General features: G+C 68.8%; 19 protein-coding genes. 8 read left to right on the top strand and 11 right to left on the bottom strand.

Translation table 11 applies throughout. The annotated features are described in order from the left end of the window. Positions 1-91 precede the first annotated feature (91 nt). From H0524_RS19860 to H0524_RS19840, 5 genes are all read right to left on the bottom strand, one after another. Positions 92-787, bottom strand: a complete 696-nt coding sequence (locus tag H0524_RS19860; RefSeq protein WP_180199992.1) for a copper homeostasis protein CutC — start codon at positions 785-787, stop codon at positions 92-94. After that, entirely contained in the window at positions 784-2,991 is a 2,208-nt protein-coding gene (locus tag H0524_RS19855; protein WP_180199991.1) for an ABC transporter ATP-binding protein, read from the bottom strand. Before H0524_RS19855 ends, H0524_RS19860 begins: the two co-directional genes overlap by 4 nt. Before the next feature lie 12 nt (positions 2,992-3,003). Further along, complete coding sequence (locus H0524_RS19850; protein WP_018816931.1) at positions 3,004-3,906, bottom strand: ABC transporter permease; 903 nt, start codon at positions 3,904-3,906, stop codon at positions 3,004-3,006. Beyond that, complete coding sequence (locus tag H0524_RS19845) at positions 3,903-4,862, bottom strand: ABC transporter permease (RefSeq protein ID WP_180199990.1); 960 nt, start codon at positions 4,860-4,862, stop codon at positions 3,903-3,905. The genes H0524_RS19850 and H0524_RS19845 overlap by 4 nt, the downstream gene beginning before the upstream one ends. A gap of 73 nt (positions 4,863-4,935) precedes the next feature. After that, positions 4,936-6,738, bottom strand: a complete 1,803-nt coding sequence (locus tag H0524_RS19840) for a peptide ABC transporter substrate-binding protein (protein ID WP_180199989.1) — start codon at positions 6,736-6,738, stop codon at positions 4,936-4,938. 295 nt (positions 6,739-7,033) lie between these two features. Between H0524_RS19840 and H0524_RS19835 the strand changes: the two genes are divergently transcribed. Genes H0524_RS19835 through H0524_RS19825 form a run of 3 tightly spaced genes read left to right on the top strand, consistent with a single transcriptional unit; the run spans position 7,034 to position 10,666 of the window. Beyond that, positions 7,034-8,179 carry an ROK family protein gene (locus H0524_RS19835; RefSeq protein ID WP_180199988.1) on the top strand — a complete coding sequence of 382 codons (1,146 nt, stop codon included), beginning with the start codon at positions 7,034-7,036 and terminating at the stop codon, positions 8,177-8,179. A gap of 13 nt (positions 8,180-8,192) precedes the next feature. Further along, positions 8,193-9,662 (top strand): M81 family metallopeptidase, encoded by a 1,470-nt coding sequence (locus tag H0524_RS19830; protein ID WP_180199987.1) that lies wholly within the window; start codon positions 8,193-8,195, stop codon positions 9,660-9,662. Then, positions 9,659-10,666 carry an ROK family protein gene (locus H0524_RS19825; protein ID WP_180199986.1) on the top strand — a complete coding sequence of 336 codons (1,008 nt, stop codon included), beginning with the start codon at positions 9,659-9,661 and terminating at the stop codon, positions 10,664-10,666. The genes H0524_RS19830 and H0524_RS19825 overlap by 4 nt, the downstream gene beginning before the upstream one ends. Before the next feature lie 30 nt (positions 10,667-10,696). Here H0524_RS19825 and H0524_RS19820 read toward each other — a convergent pair whose 3' ends face one another. Both H0524_RS19820 and H0524_RS19815 read right to left on the bottom strand, forming a co-directional pair. Then, positions 10,697-10,912 (bottom strand): GntR family transcriptional regulator, encoded by a 216-nt coding sequence (locus H0524_RS19820; protein WP_180199985.1) that lies wholly within the window; start codon positions 10,910-10,912, stop codon positions 10,697-10,699. 21 nt (positions 10,913-10,933) lie between these two features. Continuing rightward, complete coding sequence (locus H0524_RS19815) at positions 10,934-11,158, bottom strand: winged helix-turn-helix domain-containing protein (RefSeq protein WP_180199984.1); 225 nt, start codon at positions 11,156-11,158, stop codon at positions 10,934-10,936. A 212-nt stretch (positions 11,159-11,370) separates the two neighbouring features. On the opposite strand from H0524_RS19815, the gene H0524_RS19810 reads away from it, so the two are divergent. Beyond that, complete coding sequence (locus H0524_RS19810; protein WP_180199983.1) at positions 11,371-11,766, top strand: hypothetical protein; 396 nt, start codon at positions 11,371-11,373, stop codon at positions 11,764-11,766. Next, positions 11,763-12,002 carry a hypothetical protein gene (locus H0524_RS19805; protein WP_180199982.1) on the top strand — a complete coding sequence of 80 codons (240 nt, stop codon included), beginning with the start codon at positions 11,763-11,765 and terminating at the stop codon, positions 12,000-12,002. The genes H0524_RS19810 and H0524_RS19805 overlap by 4 nt, the downstream gene beginning before the upstream one ends. Before the next feature lie 14 nt (positions 12,003-12,016). Here the strand turns inward: H0524_RS19805 and H0524_RS19800 are convergent, their stop codons facing one another. Together H0524_RS19800 and H0524_RS19795 are read right to left on the bottom strand one after the other, a co-directional pair. Next, a complete protein-coding gene (locus H0524_RS19800) occupies positions 12,017-12,763 on the bottom strand; it encodes a hypothetical protein (protein ID WP_180199981.1) in 747 nt (248 codons plus the stop codon). Continuing rightward, positions 12,760-13,287, bottom strand: a complete 528-nt coding sequence (locus H0524_RS19795) for a SigE family RNA polymerase sigma factor (protein ID WP_180199980.1) — start codon at positions 13,285-13,287, stop codon at positions 12,760-12,762. Before H0524_RS19795 ends, H0524_RS19800 begins: the two co-directional genes overlap by 4 nt. Before the next feature lie 362 nt (positions 13,288-13,649). On the opposite strand from H0524_RS19795, the gene H0524_RS19790 reads away from it, so the two are divergent. Next, positions 13,650-14,135: a helix-turn-helix domain-containing protein gene (locus H0524_RS19790; RefSeq protein ID WP_180199979.1), complete on the top strand. Its 486-nt coding sequence runs from the start codon at positions 13,650-13,652 to the stop codon at positions 14,133-14,135. A gap of 61 nt (positions 14,136-14,196) precedes the next feature. Here the strand turns inward: H0524_RS19790 and H0524_RS19785 are convergent, their stop codons facing one another. Beyond that, positions 14,197-15,417 carry an MAB_1171c family putative transporter gene (locus H0524_RS19785; RefSeq protein ID WP_180199978.1) on the bottom strand — a complete coding sequence of 407 codons (1,221 nt, stop codon included), beginning with the start codon at positions 15,415-15,417 and terminating at the stop codon, positions 14,197-14,199. Next, positions 15,414-15,932, bottom strand: coding sequence for a hypothetical protein (locus H0524_RS19780; protein WP_180199977.1), 519 nt, complete (start codon positions 15,930-15,932; stop codon positions 15,414-15,416). Before H0524_RS19780 ends, H0524_RS19785 begins: the two co-directional genes overlap by 4 nt. 180 nt (positions 15,933-16,112) lie before the next feature. Here H0524_RS19780 and H0524_RS19775 point away from each other — a divergent pair, with 180 nt between their 5' ends. Then, on the top strand, positions 16,113-16,568 hold the full coding sequence (locus H0524_RS19775; RefSeq protein WP_180199976.1) for a nucleotidyltransferase domain-containing protein: 456 nt from the start codon (positions 16,113-16,115) through the stop codon (positions 16,566-16,568). Between the two features lie 128 nt (positions 16,569-16,696). Then, positions 16,697-17,818: a S1 family peptidase gene (locus H0524_RS19770; protein WP_309225165.1), complete on the top strand. Its 1,122-nt coding sequence runs from the start codon at positions 16,697-16,699 to the stop codon at positions 17,816-17,818. Positions 17,819-17,903 lie beyond the last annotated feature (85 nt).

Raw genomic sequence — 17,903 nt, 5'->3', positions numbered from 1 at the left:
GTGCCGCCCCTCCACACGGCGACCTGTGGCTACACGGTCCTCGACGCTGGTCAGCGACGGCTATGAGTGGACCGGGCGATCAGCGCATCCGCTAACCGCGTACGGCGGTGACGAGGCGGCTCACTTCATCGCCGTCGGTCGCCTCGCGCCCGTCGCGCCTGACGGGCGCGCGTAGGTGCACCTCCCGTACCCCGGTTTCGGCGAGCACCTGCCGGACGTTGTGCGAGCGGATACCACCGGCGGCGATCACCCGAAGCCGATCGCCGGCCCGCTGCCGCAGTGCGGCGATCCGGGCGGCACCGGTCAGCGCGGTGGCCGCCGCGCCCGAGGTGAGCACGGCGTCCGCCCCGAGGTCGATGACCTCGTCGATCGCGGCGAGCTGGTCGTCGACCTCGTCGAATGCCTTGTGTACGGTCACCGGCAACGGCCCCGCCGCCTCGATCAGGTCCCGCAGCACGACCAGGTCGAGGTTGTCGTTCGGGGTGAGCGCCCCGATCACCACCCCGACCGTGATCCCGTGTGGGTTGGGCAGGGCGCGGAGGGCCGCGATGTCGGCGAGCATGACCTGCTGCTCGATCTCGCTCACCCGGAAGTCACCGCCCCGGGGCCTGATCATGACGCGTAGATCGGCCGCACGCAGCGTACGCAGGGCGACCTCAACCGTCCCCAGGCTCGGCGTGGTGCCACCCTGGCCGAGGTCGGCGCAGAGCTCCAGCCGGTCGGCCCCGGCCGCCTCGGCCACCAGTGCGGTCGGCACATCACTGACGCAGATTTCCACCGTGGTCATCTGACGGCCTGGACCTGGGTGGGCGTGCCGGTCGGCTCCGGTCGTAGCGGCAGGTGGCAGGCCACCTGGTGCAGGCCGCCGGCCAGCGGGGGCTCCGTCGTGCAGATGTCCGCCGCGCGGGGGCAGCGCGTACGGAACCGGCACCCGGTGGGTGGGTCGAGGGCGCTGGGAAGCTCGCCCCGGATGGTCGTGCCGTCGCGAGTGGCCGCCCGATCCGGCGTGATGGACGGGACCGCGTCGACAAGTGCCTGCGTGTACGGGTGCCGGGCAGCCCGCACCACTTCCCGGGCGGGCCCGATCTCGACGAGCTTGCCGAGGTACATCACCCCGATCCGGTCTGCCATATAGTCGACCACCGACAGATCATGGCTGATGAAGATGTACGCCAGACCGAGTTCGCGCTGCAGGTCCCGCATCAGGTTGAGCACCTGCGCCTGGATCGACACGTCCAGCGCGCTCACCGGCTCGTCGCCGACGATCAGCCGGGGGTGCAACGCCAGCGACCGGGCCAGTCCGATCCGCTGCAGCTGACCGCCGGAGAACTCGTGGGGGTAGCGTTCCAGCGCGCGCCGGGACAACCCCACCTGGTCGAGGAGAGTGGCGATCCGGGCCTGCCGTGCCGAACTGTCACCCACCTTCTGGATCTCGAGTGGTTCGGCGAGGATGGCGTCAACCCGCATCCGGGGGTTCATCGCGGCGTAGCTGTCCTGGAACATGAGTTGGACCTGTCGGTGCATCCGGCGTCGTTCCCGGCCGGTGAGGTCGGTGAGATCCGTACCGTCCAACGCGATCTGTCCGGCGGAGGGTCGTTCCAGGCCGACGGAGAGCCGTCCCACGGTGGACTTGCCGCAGCCGGACTCACCGACGAGCCCGAAGGTTTCCCCGGGCCTGACCTCGAAGGAGACGTCGGCCACCGCGCTGACCTGCCCGGCTGCCCGGCGCAGCAGCCCACGGCCGTGCACCGGGTAGTTCTTGACCAGGTTCCGCACCGACAGGACAGGCAGCTCCGCGACGTCGGCCGGCGCCGCGGTGACCGGCCCCGCCGCCGGTTCGACCCGTGCCGGCTCCGCCGCCGGTTCGACCCGTGCCGGCTCCGCCGCCGGTTCGACCCGTGCCGGGACCGCCGCCGGTGCGACCTGTGCCGGGACCGGCCCGGTGACTGCCCCGGCGGGCGTGGGTACCGGGTGCAGACACGCGTGCTGATGGGTGCCCGGGATCAGGGACGGGTCGGTGGTCCGGCAGTCGTCGCGGACATACGAACACCGGGCGGCGAACCGGCATCCGGTCAGGGGACCGGACAGGTCCGGTGGCAGTCCCGGGATGCTGATCAGTCGTTCGTGTCCGCCGCTGTCCCGGAGGGCCGACTCGGGTAGCGCCCGCATCAGGGCCTCGGTGTAGCGGTGTCGGGGTGCGTGGAACAGCTGCTCGGTAGCCGCGGTCTCCACGACCCGTCCGGCGTACATGACGGCTACCCGGTCCGCTCGACCGGCGATCACCCCGAGGTCGTGGGTGACCAGGATGACGGCCATCCCGAACTCTTCCCGAAGGTCGTCGATGAGTTCGAGGATCTGCCGCTGGGTGGTGACGTCGAGTGCGGTGGTCGGTTCGTCGGCGATCAGCAGGCTTGGTGAGCAGACCAGGGCCATGGCGATGGCGACCCGTTGCCGCATACCGCCGGACAGTTCGTGCGGATAGTTGTCGACGATCCGTTCCGGCCGCGGCATCCCGACCCGGCGTAGGATCTCGATGGCCCGGTCCCTGGCCTCCGCCCTGCCGACCCGCTTGTGTACGCGCAGCGGTTCGGCCACCTGGGCGCCGATGCGGATGGTGGGGTTGAGCGAGGTGAGCGGGTCCTGGAAGACCATGCCCATCCGGACACCTCGGATCCGGCGCACCTCATCGGTGGGCAACGATCGCAGATCCCGTCCCTCGAACAGAATCTGTCCACCGGCGACGCGACCGCCGGGCGGAAGTAGTCCCATGATCGACAGCGCGGTCATCGTCTTGCCGCTGCCGGACTCGCCCACCACGCCGAGGGTCTGCCCGGGCGCGACGTCGAGACTGATGGCGTCGAGGGCGTGTACCGTGCCCCGGCGCAGCGCGATGTCGGTGTCGAGGTCACGTAGCTCCAGCAGGGGCCGGCCGGCTGCCGCCTGCCCAGCCGGCGCGGAGTGCCGGGCGGTTGGACCGATCGATTCGCTCATTCTCTGCTCCTGCTAGCGTCGCCGGAGGCGAACCTCGAAGGCGTCCCTGAGTCCGTCACCGATGAAGTTGAAGGCGAGGACGATGAGGATGATGGCGATCCCGGGCGGGTACAGAAGCCACCAGTGGCCGCTGTAGGTGTCCGCGAGACCATCGGAGAGCATGCCGCCCCAGTTCGCCGCCGGTGGGGGGATGCCGAGGCCGAGGAAGGACAGGTAGGCGACGTAGAGGATGGCGTCGGCGACCTGGAAGGTGGCGTTGACGATAACCGTGCCGATGGCGTTGGGGATGATGTGTCGGCGGACGGCACGGCCGCCCGTGCCGCCCATCCCGCGCATCGCCTGGACGTACTCACGGGAGCGCAGCGTCAGTGCCTCGCCCCGCACGAGCCGGGCCGGTCCCAGCCAGGCGAAGGCGCCGATGATGAGGATGAGCATCGGCGCGCTCGGCGTGACGATGGCGGCGAGCAGCATGAACAGGAACAACGAGGGGATCGACATCATCGCGTCGACAAGGCGCATCACCGCGGCGTCCACCCAACCGCCGAAGAAGCCGGCGATGGCACCGAGGAGCGTGCCGACGATGGTGGCGAGGACCCCGGCGGCCAGTCCGACGATGATGGAGGTCTGGCCGCCGAGCATCAGCCGCCCCAACTGGTCGTAGCCGACCCCGTCGGTGCCGAGCAGATGTCCCTGCTCTCCCGGGGCCCGGTATACGGCGGTGAGGTCCGTGTGCACCTGGTCGGTCTGGTAGACCAGCGGCCCGAGAAAGCAAACCCCGGCCAGCAGGACGAACAGGCCCAGTCCCACCAGGGCAAGCCGGTTCTCGCAGAAGACGACCAGCCCCTGCCGCCAGAGGCCACGAGGCGGGGTGTCGTTTGGCTCGGCCGGGCCGACCGCTTCGGACAGCGTGCTCATGTGGCGCTCCCACGGAGTCGGACTCGGGGGTCAACGGCGGCGTAGAGCAGGTCGGCGACCAGCGCGCCGACGACGGTGGCGATCGAGATGATGACGGTGACCCCGAGCAGGATCGGGAAGTCACGCTTCAGCGCCGCCTGCCAGAACAACTGGCCCATTCCGGGGAAGTTGAACAGCGACTCGACGACCAGCGCCCCGCTGAACAGTGCGGGCAGGTACATCCCGAGCAGCGTGATGACCGGGAACAGCCCGTTGCGCAGGGTGTGCCGCAGCACGACCCGTCGCTCGGAGAGCCCTTTGCTGCGGGCGGTGCGCACGTAGTTCTCGTTCAGGTTGTCGATCATCGATGACCGTACGTACCGCGCGTAGACCGCGATGGTGACAATGGCGAGGGTGGCCGTGGGCAGGACCAGCCCGGCCGGATCGGCGAGCAATTCGGCCACCGTGAACCCCTGCGGCGCCTCCGGGGGCAGGATCGGCCAGACCTGCGAGAAGACGATGATCATCATGAGGCCGAGAAAGAAGATGGGCGTGGCGTACGCCAGCAGCGACAGTGCGGTGATGGCGTAGTCGGGCCAGCGGTTGCGGCGGATCGCCTGGAGCACGCCGAGCGGGATCGCCAACACGACGGCGACCAGGGTCGACAGCAGCGACAGCAGCATCGTCTTGGGTAGCCGCTGTTCGATCGCCTCGAGGACAGACTGGTTGAGCTGGTAGGAGTAGCCAAGGTCGCCCTGCAGTAGGCGTTGCACGTACATGCCGTACTGCTGGATCAACGGCCGGTCGTAGCCCATCTCGTGGTTGAACGCCGCCAACTGCGCCAGCGTTGCCTCCTTGCCGAGGGTGGCTCGTGCGGCGCCCCCGGGCAGCAGGTGCAAGATGAGGAACGCGATCACCGTGACGAGCACGATGACGATGAGCGCCTGTCCCAGACGTGCGATGAGGTACCGGGCCACTGTGCGGCTTCCCCTCCCTGGTCGGGGCCCCGACGACGCACGGCGCGTCGCCGGAGCCGGGACGATCAGCGGGCTACTTCCAGGACCAGTCCTGGAAGTACATGAGGTTCATCGGGTCCTGCGGCTCGACGCCCTGCAGACCGGAGCGGTACGCCGAGACCTGGTACACCGGGTTCGGCATCCACAGCACGGGCAGGTCCCTGGCCAGGAAGTCGTTGTACGCCGTGAGTGCGCTCTCGTCGCCGGCGAACTGGGTGGCCTCGATGAGCTTGTCCGCCTCCGGGTTGCTGTAGCTGCCCAGGTTCACCGGGGCGTCGGTGGCGAAGAGCCGCTCGCCGCTGGCGAAGGCCGGGTAGTACCAGCTGCCCTGCGAGCCGAAGAAGGACATGTCCCAGGAGCAGCTCGCCTCGGTCGGCTCACAGGTTGGCGTTACCGCGACCGAGTCGGGCACCTCCTTGATCGTCAGCTGGATACCGAGCTTGGCCATCTGTGACTTGATCTCGGCGAACATCTTGGTCGTGGCGGCGAACCCGGTCTGGCTGGTCACCGTGAACTCGAGCGGGGTGCCGGCGGCGATTCCCTCGCCGCACTGGTTCGAGCCGGTGCCCGGTGTCTGGCAGGTGGTCTGCCCGTCCGGGGTTACCTTCCAGCCGTGGCTCTCCAGCAGCTCCTTGGCCCTGGCCGGATCGAAGGAGTACACGCACCCGGCGGTGTCGGTGTTGGTGCCGGGTTTGGCCGGTACCGGGCCGCAGGTCGGCGCGGCGGTGTCCGACCAGATGACCTTGCTGATCGTCGGCTGGTCGATGAGCATCTGCAGCGACTGCCGAAGGTAGGGCTGCTGGAACAGCACGCCGGACTTCGGGTTGTGGTAGTTGAGCTGGAGGTAGGTGATCGACCAGCCGTACCACGGTGAGACCGTGTATCCCTTGGACTCGAGGTAGCTCGTCTGGGACATGTTGGCCGCCGGCACGTACCCGTAGTCGATGTCGCCGGCGCGGAGTACGTTGAATTCGGCGTCATCGCTGGTGAACGGCCGCAGCACGACTGTGGACAGCTTCGGCTTGTCCGTACCGGAGTAGTTCGGTTGGGCGGCGAGGGTGACCTCACCGTTGGGCACGTACTTCTCCAGCTTCCATGCGCCGCTGGTGACCTGCCACAGCTCGTTGGAGTCGTACGTCTTGGGGTCCTTCGCGGCGGCGGTGAGGAAGTCGAAGACCTTCTTGGCGCCCTCCGGGCTGCTGGCGAGGTCACTCACCTCGGCGGTCGCGGAGTCCTTGTTCCAGGCGTGCTGGGGCAGGGGCGTGATGCGGTTGAGCTGGTTGTCGACGAACCACGCGGTGTTGTAGACCTCCGTGGTGGTGATCGAGAAGGTCTTCTCGTCCTTGATCGACCACTCCTCGACGTTGTCGGGGAAGCCGCCGGCCCGGTAGGACGCCCACTTGTCCTTGTTCGCCGTGACCAGGTTGTACCAGAACTGGATGTCCCTGGTGGTGATGGGTGTGCCGTCGGACCAGGAGTTGTCCTTCAACGTGATCGTCAGCGTTCGGCCGTCGTCGCTCACCTGCGGTGGCTCGGCCATCGAGCGCTGCGGGTCGATGTTGTACTGCGCGGTGCCGTCCAGCCGGTACTGGTAGAGGGGGCGGTAGAGCGCCTGCCCGAAGATGGCGTTCTCCCCCTGGGTGAAGCCGGGCGCTGAGATCGGCAGGATCCAGTTGGGGGTACGGAAGGCGACTGTCACGGTGTCCTTGCCCTGACCACCGCCGCCCTTGGACGATCCACTGTTGTCACCGCAGCCGACCAGACCTGCCCCGAGGGCGATCGTGGTGGCTGCCGCCACCGCGCCACGCAGGGCGCGGCCGGGAAATCTGCTCGTCATGAGTCTCCTCGTGTGATGTGCACGTGCCCCTACGTCACCGGGTGTCGGCGCCTTGGCCGGGTACCCCCGCCGGGCGCTGCCTCGGCGATCAACGCGAAGAATGTATCCAGGTGGAAGTGGTACGTCAACGAAAATTACCCACTTCATTCACTAAGTTTGGCCGGTGTACGATCGAAGTCGCCCGAAGCATTGACCATTACTCCTCGCCTGGGCGGCCGGAGTCCACCCCCGACTTCGCGCTGCGACACGACTGGGGCGGGCGCTCGAGAACCACCCGACCAAGGGAGAGGCAACTTTGGAGCCACCAATCTCCGCCACGCTGCGCGATCAGACCCTCGACCTGCTCTCCAGAGGTGCGGCCACATCCCGCGCCGACCTCGTCGAGGCATTGCAGGTCGCACCATCAACCGTCACCGCCGTGGTACGCCGGCTGTTGGAGGAGGGCGTCCTCGCCGAGGAGGGCATGGGCCGCTCCACCGGTGGTCGACCTCCCCGGATCCTGCGCCTGCGAGAGACCAAGGGAGTCCTGGCCGTCGCGGAACTCGGCGGCAGGCACGCCAGGGTGGGCCTGTGCACGCCCGGCGGCGAACTACGCACCGTCGAGGAGGTGGCGATCGACATCGCCGTCGGGCCCGAGGAGGTATTCGCCGTCGTGGGAGCCACCTTCACCCGCCTCCTGGCGGCGACCGCACCTGGTCAGGCGCTGCTCGGGGTCGGCGTTGCCCTCCCCGGCCCGGTGGGGTTCCCGGGAGGGCGGTTGGTAGGCCCGGCCCGGATGCCCGGCTGGAGCGGCGTTGACGCCGGCGCCCACCTCGCCGACCGCTTCCAGGTGCCGGTGATTGTCGAGAACGACGCCAAGGCGGCGGCGATGGGTGAGTACGTCACCCGGCGTCGGGAAACCGGCGACATGATCTACGTCAAGGCCGGCACCGGCATTGGTGCCTGCCTGGTCAGCGGCGGACAGATCCACCGTGGCGGGCGCGGACTCAGCGGCGACGTCACCCACGTACGGGTCGCCGACAGCGGCGAGCGGCACTGCTCCTGCGGCAGCCAGGGCTGCCTCGAGACCGTCGCCAGCGGTGCCGCTCTGGCCCGCCAGCTGGCCGAGCAGGGCTCCCCGGCGACCACCGTCCCCGAGATCATCACGGCGGTCGGCGACGCCGACCCGACCGCCGTGACCATGGTGCGCCACGCCGGTGGGCTGTTGGGTGTGGCGCTCTCCGGTCTGGTCAACTTCCTCAACCCCGACGCCATCGTCATCGGCGGCGTGCTGTCCAGCCTCGACGTCTACGTGGCGGCGACCCGCGGAATGCTCTACGAACGCTGCCTACCGTCCATGACCCAGTCCCTGACCATCGAGGCCAGCGTCGCCGGTTCGGATGCGGCCCTCCTCGGCCTCGGGCACCTGCTGCGCACGACCGCTGACGTACGACCCACCTGAGGAGCCAACACCCGTGCCTCGTCCCCTTCGTGTCGCCATCGGCGGCATCCACATCGAGTCCAGCACATTCTCCCCGCACCTGAGCACCGCCGACGACTTCGAGGTGACCCGGGAGGCGGCGCTGCTGTCGCGGTACGGCTGGCTCTCGCCGCCGCAGCCGTGGGCCGCCGACGTCGAGTGGATCCCACTCGTGCACGCCCGGGCCCTGCCCGGCGGCGTGGTGGACGCCGCAGCGTACGAGGAATGGGCAGCGGAGATCATGGAGAAGCTCGCCGCGGTCGGGCCCGTGGACGGCTTGCTGCTGGACATCCACGGTGCGATGAGCGTCGTCGGCCGTACCGACGCGGAGGGCGACCTGGTTACCGCCATCCGGTCGGTGATCGGGCCCGAGCCGTTCATCTCGGCGGCGATGGACCTGCACGGCAACGTCTCACCGGTGCTCTTCGACGCCTGTGACCTGCTCACCTGCTACCGCACCGCGCCGCACGTCGACGTGTGGGAGACCCGGGAGCGGGCCGCCCGCAACCTCGTCGCGGCGCTGCGTCGCCAGCAGCGTCCACACAAGGCACTGGTCCACGTGCCGGTCCTGCTACCCGGCGAGATGACCAGCACCCGGGAGGAACCGGCCCGCGGGCTCTACGCGCGGATCCCCGAGATCGAGGCCCGGGACGGCGTGATCGATGCGGCGATCTGGGTCGGGTTCGCCTGGGCCGACCAGCCACGCTGTCAGGGCGCGGTCGTGGTCACCGGCACCGACGCCACCGTCGCCGCCACGGCGGCCCGGGAACTCGGTGAACACTTCTGGGCGGCCCGGGACGAGTTCACCTTCGTCGCCCCCACCGGCTCGATGGACGAATGTCTCGACACCGCCCTGACCGCCGTCGCCGATCGGGCGAAGCGGCCGTTTTTCATCAGCGACTCCGGGGACAACCCGGGTGCCGGCGGCGCCGACGATGTCACCTTCGCTCTCGACCGGATGCTGGCCCGACCCGAGATCCGCGACGGCTCGTGTCGTGCCGTCTTCGCCTCGCTGGTTGACCCGCAGGCGGTGGCGCTGGTCGCCGACCAACCGGTCGGCTCCCCGGTCCGGGTGAGAGTTGGCGGGCGGATCGACTCCCGGCCGCCCGGTCCGCTGGAACTCGACGGGATCCTGGAGGCGGTGGCCGACGACCCCGACGGCGGGCGATGCGTCAGCGTACGGGTCGGCGGGCTCAGCGTCTTCGTCACGTCCCGCCGGATGCAGTACCGGCTGTTGGCGTCGTACGCCCGGCTGGGGGTCCGGGTCGACGAGGTGGACGTGGTCGTGGTGAAGATCGGCTATCTGGAGCCGGAGCTCTTCTCCGCCGCCGGGGACTGGCTGCTCGCCCTGACCCCGGGCGGTGTTGACCAGGACCTCGCGCGGCTGCCGTACCAGAACGTGGAGCGGCCCATGTTTCCCCTGGACCGTGACTTCGGCGCGGACCTCGCCGTGGTGCTCGGGTGAGCGGCGTGACCCAGCCCGCGGGCCACTGCGTCCTCGCCGTCGATGTCGGCGGGACGACCATCAAGGCGGCCGTGGTCGGCGAGGACGGCCGCGTCCTGAGCGCACTGACCGCCCCGTCGCAGGCGGACGACAATCCCGTCCTGGCGATCCGGTCCCTGTGCCGGCAACTGCGCGAGCACGCGCTCTCCCTCGGCGGTGAACCCGCCGCGATCGGCGTGGTGACGCCCGGCCTCGTGGACGAGCGGGACGGAGTGGTGCGGTACGCGGCCAACCTCCGCCTCCGTGACGTGCCACTGCGCGACCTGATCAGCGGCGACCTCGGACTGCCCGTGGCGATCGGGCACGACGCCCGGGCAGCCGGCGTCGCGGAGGCCACGGCGGGCGTGGCCGTCGGGTTGGACAACTTCCTGCTGCTGCCCCTGGGTACCGGCATCGCCGCGGCGGTGGTGGTGGACGGCGTCCCGCTGGCCGGCGCGACCCGCGCGTCCGGCGAGGTCGGCCACATGCCGGTCTACCCGGGCGGGGAGCCGTGCAGTTGCGGGCAGCGGGGATGCCTGGAGGTGTACGCCTCGGCCGGCGGGATGGCCCGCCGCTATGCCCGGCGCGTCGGCACCTCGGGGGCGGACAGCCAAGCCATTGCCGACGCGGTGGGCACCGACCCGGATGCCCGTGTCGTCTGGGACGACGCGACCCGGGCGTTGGGGATCGCCCTGGCCACCCTCACCCTGGCCCTCGACCCGGCCCGGGTCGTGTTGGGAGGTGGGCTGGCCGAGGCAGGCGCGTCCTTCCTCGACCCGGTGCGCGAGGCGATGCGCGACGCCCTCGCCTGGCGGACCCCGCCCCCGGTGCTGCGCTCCGCCTTCGGCACCCAGGCAGCACAGGTCGGTGCCGCCATCCTGGCGCGGCGAGAGGCGGGGCTGCCCGTTCCCGACGGTTGGGGCGCACCCGACCCTGTACCGCCTGCCGACACTTTGCAACGGCTCGCCGAACCTGCGAAGCCGTAACGCCGGCGAGTCGGCACCCCGAGTTGCGCACTAATCAGCGACAAATACGCCTACGCCGGGCAGTGTCTCGGTCTTTTCCTTGATCCGCAGTACCTGCATGGCGCGGTCTATGACCGGCTCGGTGACTCCGTAGTGCTCGATCAGCTCTCGTCGGCTGGGGAGCTTGGAGCCGGGTGGAAACTCGCCGGACTCGATGCGTTCGGTGAGGTCGTCAGCGATCTGCTCGTACCGGTAACGCGGTGGCACGGTGTTTCCCCTCGGTTGGGGCTACTGGGGGAGTGGGTTCGCCACGTAAACGCCCTTGCCCTGCCGGCCGTCGATCAACCCTTCTGCCTTGAGGAGGAGCATGGTGGCGCGGATGACGGTGTTGCTGACCTCGTAGTGCTCGCAGAGGGCGGCGAAGGAGGGCAGCTTGTCGCCCGGCTTCAACTGGCCGGAACTGATCTGCTCCCGGATGTCCCTGGTGACCTTCAGGTATGCGGCTTCAGACATCGGTGGTGCTCCCAGCTTGGCGGCTGGTGCAAGCAGATCACATTGCAGCCTCAACCTACAACGCTATGTGTTGTTGGCTACTGACCGTGCGCACATTGCGTCCTAAGTTGCTTGTGGGGCTACCGAGCTTGGCGGCCGGCTGTCCCGCCGCGGGCGCCCGTCCCGGAAAGATGGGCGGGTGCCCGCGGCATCGTCAGGCGCCGGCGGGAGGCATGCGTGACCGACGGTCATCGAAGCAGCGGCTACCGACAGCGAGTCAGCTACGACGAGTACGTCCTGGCGGTCGCGCTGACCCTTGCTCGCCGCCATCGGCCGGTCTGGTGTTGGCAGCGCTGGCGGCGGGTCTGCCGGTGCGGAGGAGAACTCCCGTGCCGTGCCCGACACCGGATTCCGATCAATCGCGGCCACTGGCCAGCGTAGGGGGGCCAGTGAGCGACGGACTGGAACGGGCGATCCTCACGGCGCACCTTCGGGGGCGCGACGGCATGTGTGTCGGCTGTCTGGCCTGGTGGTCGCGGTTGGTGCCGTACCCGTGTTGGCAGGTGGAGTGGGCGATCCGTCGGCAGGCGCGGGCGAGCATCGCCCGGTTCCTGGACGGTGCGCGGTGACCGCCCACGGGCCGGTGCCGCGGGTCTGGAACTGCGGCGGCTGCGGCCTGCCGTGGCCCTGCCCCACCCGCGAGCGGGAGCTACGCGCGGAGTACGCGGACGCGCCGGTGTCGCTGGCGCTCTACCTCGGTGCCCTACTGGTACGGGCCGCCGAGGACCTGCCCGGGGTACCCGCTGGTCCGCTGCACCGGCGCTTCATCGGCTGGACCCGGTTGCCGCGCGAAGGGCGGCAGTAGGCGGGGAACCTCGGCTAGTTGGTGATGACGCCGCCAGGTGGCAGCGGCAACTCGTACGCCTTCGTGTCCGGCAGCTCTACCCGGACTCGGATGCGCTCGGGCTCCGCCGTTTCGACCTTGACGACGGTGCCGTAGGAACCGCCGGGTGCGGCAGACGTTCGGCCTTCCATCGTGGTCACCGCTACCCGGCGATCCGCTGGAACGGCCACGAAGACGTAGGTTCCACGGCCCGGAAGGTGCCGAACCACCAACACCCCCAAGCCCGTTGGTCGCTCGGCCAGGCAGACGGTGTCCTCAGCAACGCAGGTGAGATCGTAGGAGATGTAGTCCGACCTGCGGCTGAACATCCCCGACCCGGTCGCGACCCAGAGCTCGGCCGCCCTGCCGCCAGCCGCCGCCTCCTCCGGTCGCGCGGACCGTTTCACCAAGACCAGGTCTTCATCCCCCGCCCGTCCGGCAGCCAGTATCTGTTGCGTGGTTACCACCGAACCGGTGTCCCGGCTGAGCCGCCGTGCGGTTTCGTCCAGGTCCAGTTCAGGTGGGGTGGCGTGACTCGTGGTGGGCGCCCGCTGGCCGAGATCAGCGTTGGCCACCCCCAGCCCGCCAGCGGCTATCACCAATAGCAGGAGCCCCACCACCGCTCCCTGCCGTCGCCGTCGTCGTGCCCGACCGCCCTGGACAACCCGGGCCGGGAAGTCGCCGGGCACCTCGTGCACCTCGACGGCATGCTCCATCAGTGACCGCAGGTCGGTGTGGTTCATGGTGTTGCCCCTCCACTGGTTCCGGCGGACACGGGCCCTGCTCCGGACAACAGGTCCCGCAGCCGGTTGAGGCCACGCGACGACTGACTCTTGACCGCTCCCACCGAGCAGCCGAGTGCCTCTGCTGTCTCCTTTTCGGACCAGCCCACCCAGTACCGCAGGACCACGACCGCACGCATCCGGGGCGGGAGCGAACGAAGTGCCCGCAGTAGGAGCGCACGGTCGTCCGCGCGGGCCATCTCGTCCCCCGGCGCAGCACTGTCTGGCACCTCCGCAACGCGCCGACGGACCCAGGGCGACCGCCACCGGCTGATGACCCGGTTCGCGATGGCGCGTCGTACGTAGCGCTCGGGGTCGCCGTCGCGCAACCGGCTCCAGCGCGGATAGGTCTGCTCCAGGACCGTCTGCAGGACATCTTCGGCGTGCGATGGGTCGCCACACATCAAGATGGCAAACCTGAGGAGGCGCCGGCCACTGCCACGTACGAAGTCCTCGAAGTCCGGAAAGCTCGACGGCGGCCCCATGTCCTGACAAACGCCGCAGCTACGCCAAAGGTTGAGTCGCGCCTCGGTCCCGGTAGCACAAGATGCCCGCCCTGACCCCGAAGAAGCGCATCTCGCCGGGCTCACCCCTGGCCGGAATCACCGGTTTGCCGCAGGACGGGGTGTCGACGAGGGAGGGCTCCCCCCGGGCCCGCGTTCCCTCGCCGACATCCCCCGCCTCCCCCGTTGCGACTCATTTGAGTCAGCCGCCCCGCGATCGGCCTATCACGCCAGTTGAAGGGCGGCTGTCCCTCACCTTAGACTGTCACCAGCACCGCTTGTCAACCACGATGAGAGCTTCGTTCTCGAAACTCTCACGACAGTCATAATTCCTGGGGGTCCTGATGACCGCGAACGAGCCGCCTCAGGGGCAGGATGACACCGGACCGGCTACCGACACGGAGTGGAACCTGGCCTCCAAGATCAATAGACTGTTCGAGGTTGTCCGGCGTCCCGATGGCAAGCCCTACACCAACGACGAGGTCGCTGCGGCGATCTCCCGCAAGGGCGGCGAGGGCTTGAAAATCTCGGGCTCCTACCTGTGGTACCTGCGCAACAACGAGCGCGACAACCCCACCAAGAAGCATCTCGAGGCGCTCGCCGGCTTCTTCGATGTCCCGCCGGCCTACTTTTTCGACGACGAGAAATCCCGGGCCATCGCCAGTGAGTTGGAGCTACTGCTCAAGATCAAAAACAGTGGTCTCGAACGCATCGCCACCCGGCTCAGCGGGCTGTCCCCCCGCGGCGTCGAAGCCATCACCCAGGTCATTGAGTCGGTCCGGATGGCAGAGGGATTAGAACCCAACCCGCCCCAGCGCCACGACGACTAGCTGCTCCTCCCATCGCATCGAGAGCAGCCCGGAGCGCCGCCGGCACCCTTGTGCGGCGACGTCAGCCCGCGCCGAGGCGGCGAGGTGGCCCGGCGGGACTGGGAGTGCGCACCGGTGCCGACTGTGCCAGGGGAAGGAATGCCCTGGCGACCAACTCGAGGTATCGAACATCCCTGGTCAGGCTGGCATCGCCCGTAGCTTTCTCGGGCACCGCCCTCGGCGGGCTGCCAGGCTTGTCGCTCTGCCAATGGGCCAGGGCGGTGACCAGGGTGACCGCATCGACGTACGCCTGCGCGTGGTCCCCGGTCAGACCCCGGTGGCGCGCGTCGGCCACCGCCTGGGCGACCGCCTCCTGATCGGCGAGCGGCTCCAGGAGTAGCTGGGCGTCGCGAATCTCGATGACTCGGCGGTAGAGGCGAATGTCGACGTTCCAGGGCCGGGAAACACCGACCGGGGAGAGCACGATTTCGGGAATCACCGTGGACAGCTGGTGCCACAACGGCTCAAGTCGACGGTACGCCCGGTACTGGCGTTGCCACCGCCACGGCAGCAGCACGCGGGGCCCCCAGACCGGCAGGGTGGTGCCACCCGCAACCAGAACTCCGCCGCTGGCCGCCAGCGTCGTTGCGATGGCCGACTCGTCACCCGGCACGGTCCAGCCAGCCCACGGCGCGACGATCAGGCTCAGCTTGTAGCTGGTGTGGACGGCGAAGATCACGCCGCCGGCGGCGACCATCCGCAGCCCGGTTTTCAACGTCGAGGTGACGTGCCGGGAGTACCGGATCGACAGCTGGATGAGGTCCACGACCGCCACGGCCAGGAAGCTGGGGTACAGCAGTTGGTAGATCACGATCGGGGTGTGGGTCGCGTACCGCTTGACGAAATTGATCTCGTTCTCGGTGTCCGCGGTCAACAACAGGGTCGTCATGATCACCGCAATCCCGACCAGCACAATCAGCCGGACTCGGACGCGGGGTCGGGCGCGCTCTGTCGGATGCACCAGGTGCAGCATCATGATCTGCATCGCCCCGGCGGCGGCCAACGTCAGGAGGTTGCCGAGCAGACGCCCGATGTTGGGTACGGTCAGCAGTTCGCTGATGATGATCCGGTGTGGTGGCGCCATGACCAGGAACGACAAGCCGAAGGCGAGCAGCCCCAGGCACAACGCTCTGATGCTTGGTGAATCTGGCTGTCGCCGTACGGCTCGGATTTTCCACAGCCCCGCCATGATCGAGGCGACCCCGGCAATGATCATGACGGCCCGTTGTACCGCCATGATCACTCCTCGAACGTGGATCGCAGGCGGTCAAGCTCCGGGGTCAACCCAGGGGTCGATGCTGGGCGGCTGCGTGGTCGGCCACCGGCTGCCTTTTTGGCAATGAGCGTGGCGATTAACTCGGCCTCCTGTTCTTCGATGTCGGAGTAGGAGGTCCGGCCCAGGACCTTGCTTATCAGCGCCGGGTTCAGGTTGGGCAGGAGGCGGACCAGGTCGTCGCCGACACTCGCAGTTCCCTTGTGGTTGCACAGCATATGACCGACTTCGTGCAAAATGATGTGTTCGCTATGTAGTGGCGTGGCTCTCGAGTAGGCGATGACATCGTGGTCGGGGAAGCCAAGCCACAATCCGCACATTCCCCTTGGAATGTGGTCGAAGGGCCAAAGTTCGATGCGACGCCCACGCCACTGGGCGAACTGGTCGAGGAAGGTGCTGAGCACAAACGGACGAGGGATCCCCACCTCGCGCACCAGGCGCTGCACCTGCTCGTCGCAATATTGTTCAAGGTCTCGGTTCGGCACGTGACGAAGCCCCCCAGATTCTGTCGCACGTCAATCTCGACTGGGTAGCGAGCAGGCATTCAGCATGATGGCCGACGCAGCGGATCACCAACCCACACAACGGTCCGGGACAGCGGTCCAGTGTAAACACGCCCGGTGCTGGCAGCGATACTGGCCTGACCGGTGGGTAGCGGATCATCGATGGGTCGGAGGGCGGTATCTAGACTCCGTTGCGTGGTGACCCGGGCGCGTTCGCGGGAGGTTCGGTCGGTTCTCGACGTGGTCGTCGGGTGGGCGACCGGGTGCGCGGAGGTGCGCGGGGTGGTGGTGGCCGGCTCGTGGGCGCGCGGGGTTGCGCGGATGGACTCCGACGTCGACATCGTGGTTCTGACGGACCAGGCCCGCTATTCCGCGGCGGAGGTGTGGACCGGTCTGCTCGGCGGCGAGGTGGTCCGATTGGCTGGGTGGGGCCCGCTCCGGGAGGTCCGCGTGCGGCGCCGGTCGGGGTTGGTGGTGGAGATCGGCATCGCTCCGGTGAGCTGGGCAGACACCGGCCCGGTCGACCCGGGCACCCGCCGGGTCGTCGGTGCCGGGCACCGCATCGTGCACGATCCGGCCGGTGTGTTGGCCCGGCTGTCGGTCGCGTGCGGGAGCTGAGCGCCCGCCGCGACGCCCGCCTCTCCGCTGGCTCTTCGGCCGACTAGAGATCGCGGTTGATAAATGTTCACGTATGCGCAAACATGAGGCAGCCTATCGCTCTTGCCCACTTTCGGGAGGTTTACTCAGTGAAACCCTCAAGCTCCTCGCGCAAGCGGGTTGCCGCCGCCGCCGCGGCCGGAACCCTGGCCGCCGGCGTGCTGCTCGGCGTGCCCACTCAGGCCGCCCCCGCGCCCCCGTCCCCCGCCGCCTCCGCACTCACCGCGCCCCCGTCTCCGGAGGTCGCCGAGCGCCTGGTCGATCTCCTTGGGGACCGGGCCCCCGGCATGTACCTCGACGATGACGGCGAGTTCGTCGTCACGGTCACCGACGACACGGCGGCCCAGCAGGTCAGTGCGCAGGGGGTGCAGGCGAAGCGGGTGCACCGGGATGCGAAACAGCTCCGCGACATCCGGGCCACGCTGAAGGAGATGGGGATCCCGGGCACTTCCTGGTGGGTCGACCCGGTTGCCAACCAGGTCGCGCTCGGTTACGACACGACTGTCACCGACGGAGAGCTCGAGACGCTCCAGAACGTGACCGACGCTGCCGACGGCGCGCTCCGCCTGGAGGCCATGAACGGTGACCTGAGCGCCCTGGCGATGGGCGGGGAGGCGATCTACAGCTCCGACTTCAGGTGCAGTTTAGGGTTCAACGTCACCAATTCGGACCGGTCTGCGTTCTTTTCTCTCACCGCCGGGCACTGCACCGACGGAAGCTTGGCCAGGTGGTACACGGACCTTCCGGACCCCTCCGATCCAGACAAGAATCTGCTGGGTCTCGACCTTGACAGCAGCTTCCCCGGAGACGACTACGGCCTCATCTGGACCGGGAGCGAAGCGCAGGACTGGGGCATGGTCACTCTCGGCGACGGTAATGTCCGGCCCATCTACGACCACGGCGAAGCGTACGTGGGCCAGTCGGTGGAGCAGTACGGCAGCACCTCGGGGCTGCTCAGCGGCGAGGTGACCCAGGTGGACGCCACCGCCGTCTACCGAGGCGAAGACGGCGAGGACGACGTGGTGGAAGGCCTGATCGGCACGGACATCTGCAGCCAGAAGGGCGACAGCGGTGGCCCGCTCTTCGCCGGCAACACCGCACTCGGCATGACCTCCGGTGGCGTCATCCTGTGCCTGTTCCCGACCGACAGCTGGTCCTTCTACCAGCCGATCGGAGAGGTGCTGGACGAGTACGGCGTGGAGCTCTACTGATCGGTGGAGCGGGCCGTCAGGTGCCCTGGCGGCCCGCTCCGCGCGTCGGCTACGGTCCCGGGACGGACCCGGTCGCCGGCATGAC

The organism is Salinispora sp. H7-4 (assembly GCF_013416675.1).
Taxonomy (GTDB): Bacteria; Actinomycetota; Actinomycetes; order Mycobacteriales; family Micromonosporaceae; genus Micromonospora; species Micromonospora vitiensis.
Note: the sequence above shows the minus strand (reverse complement) of the source record. Positions and strands in the feature narration are given on the sequence as shown.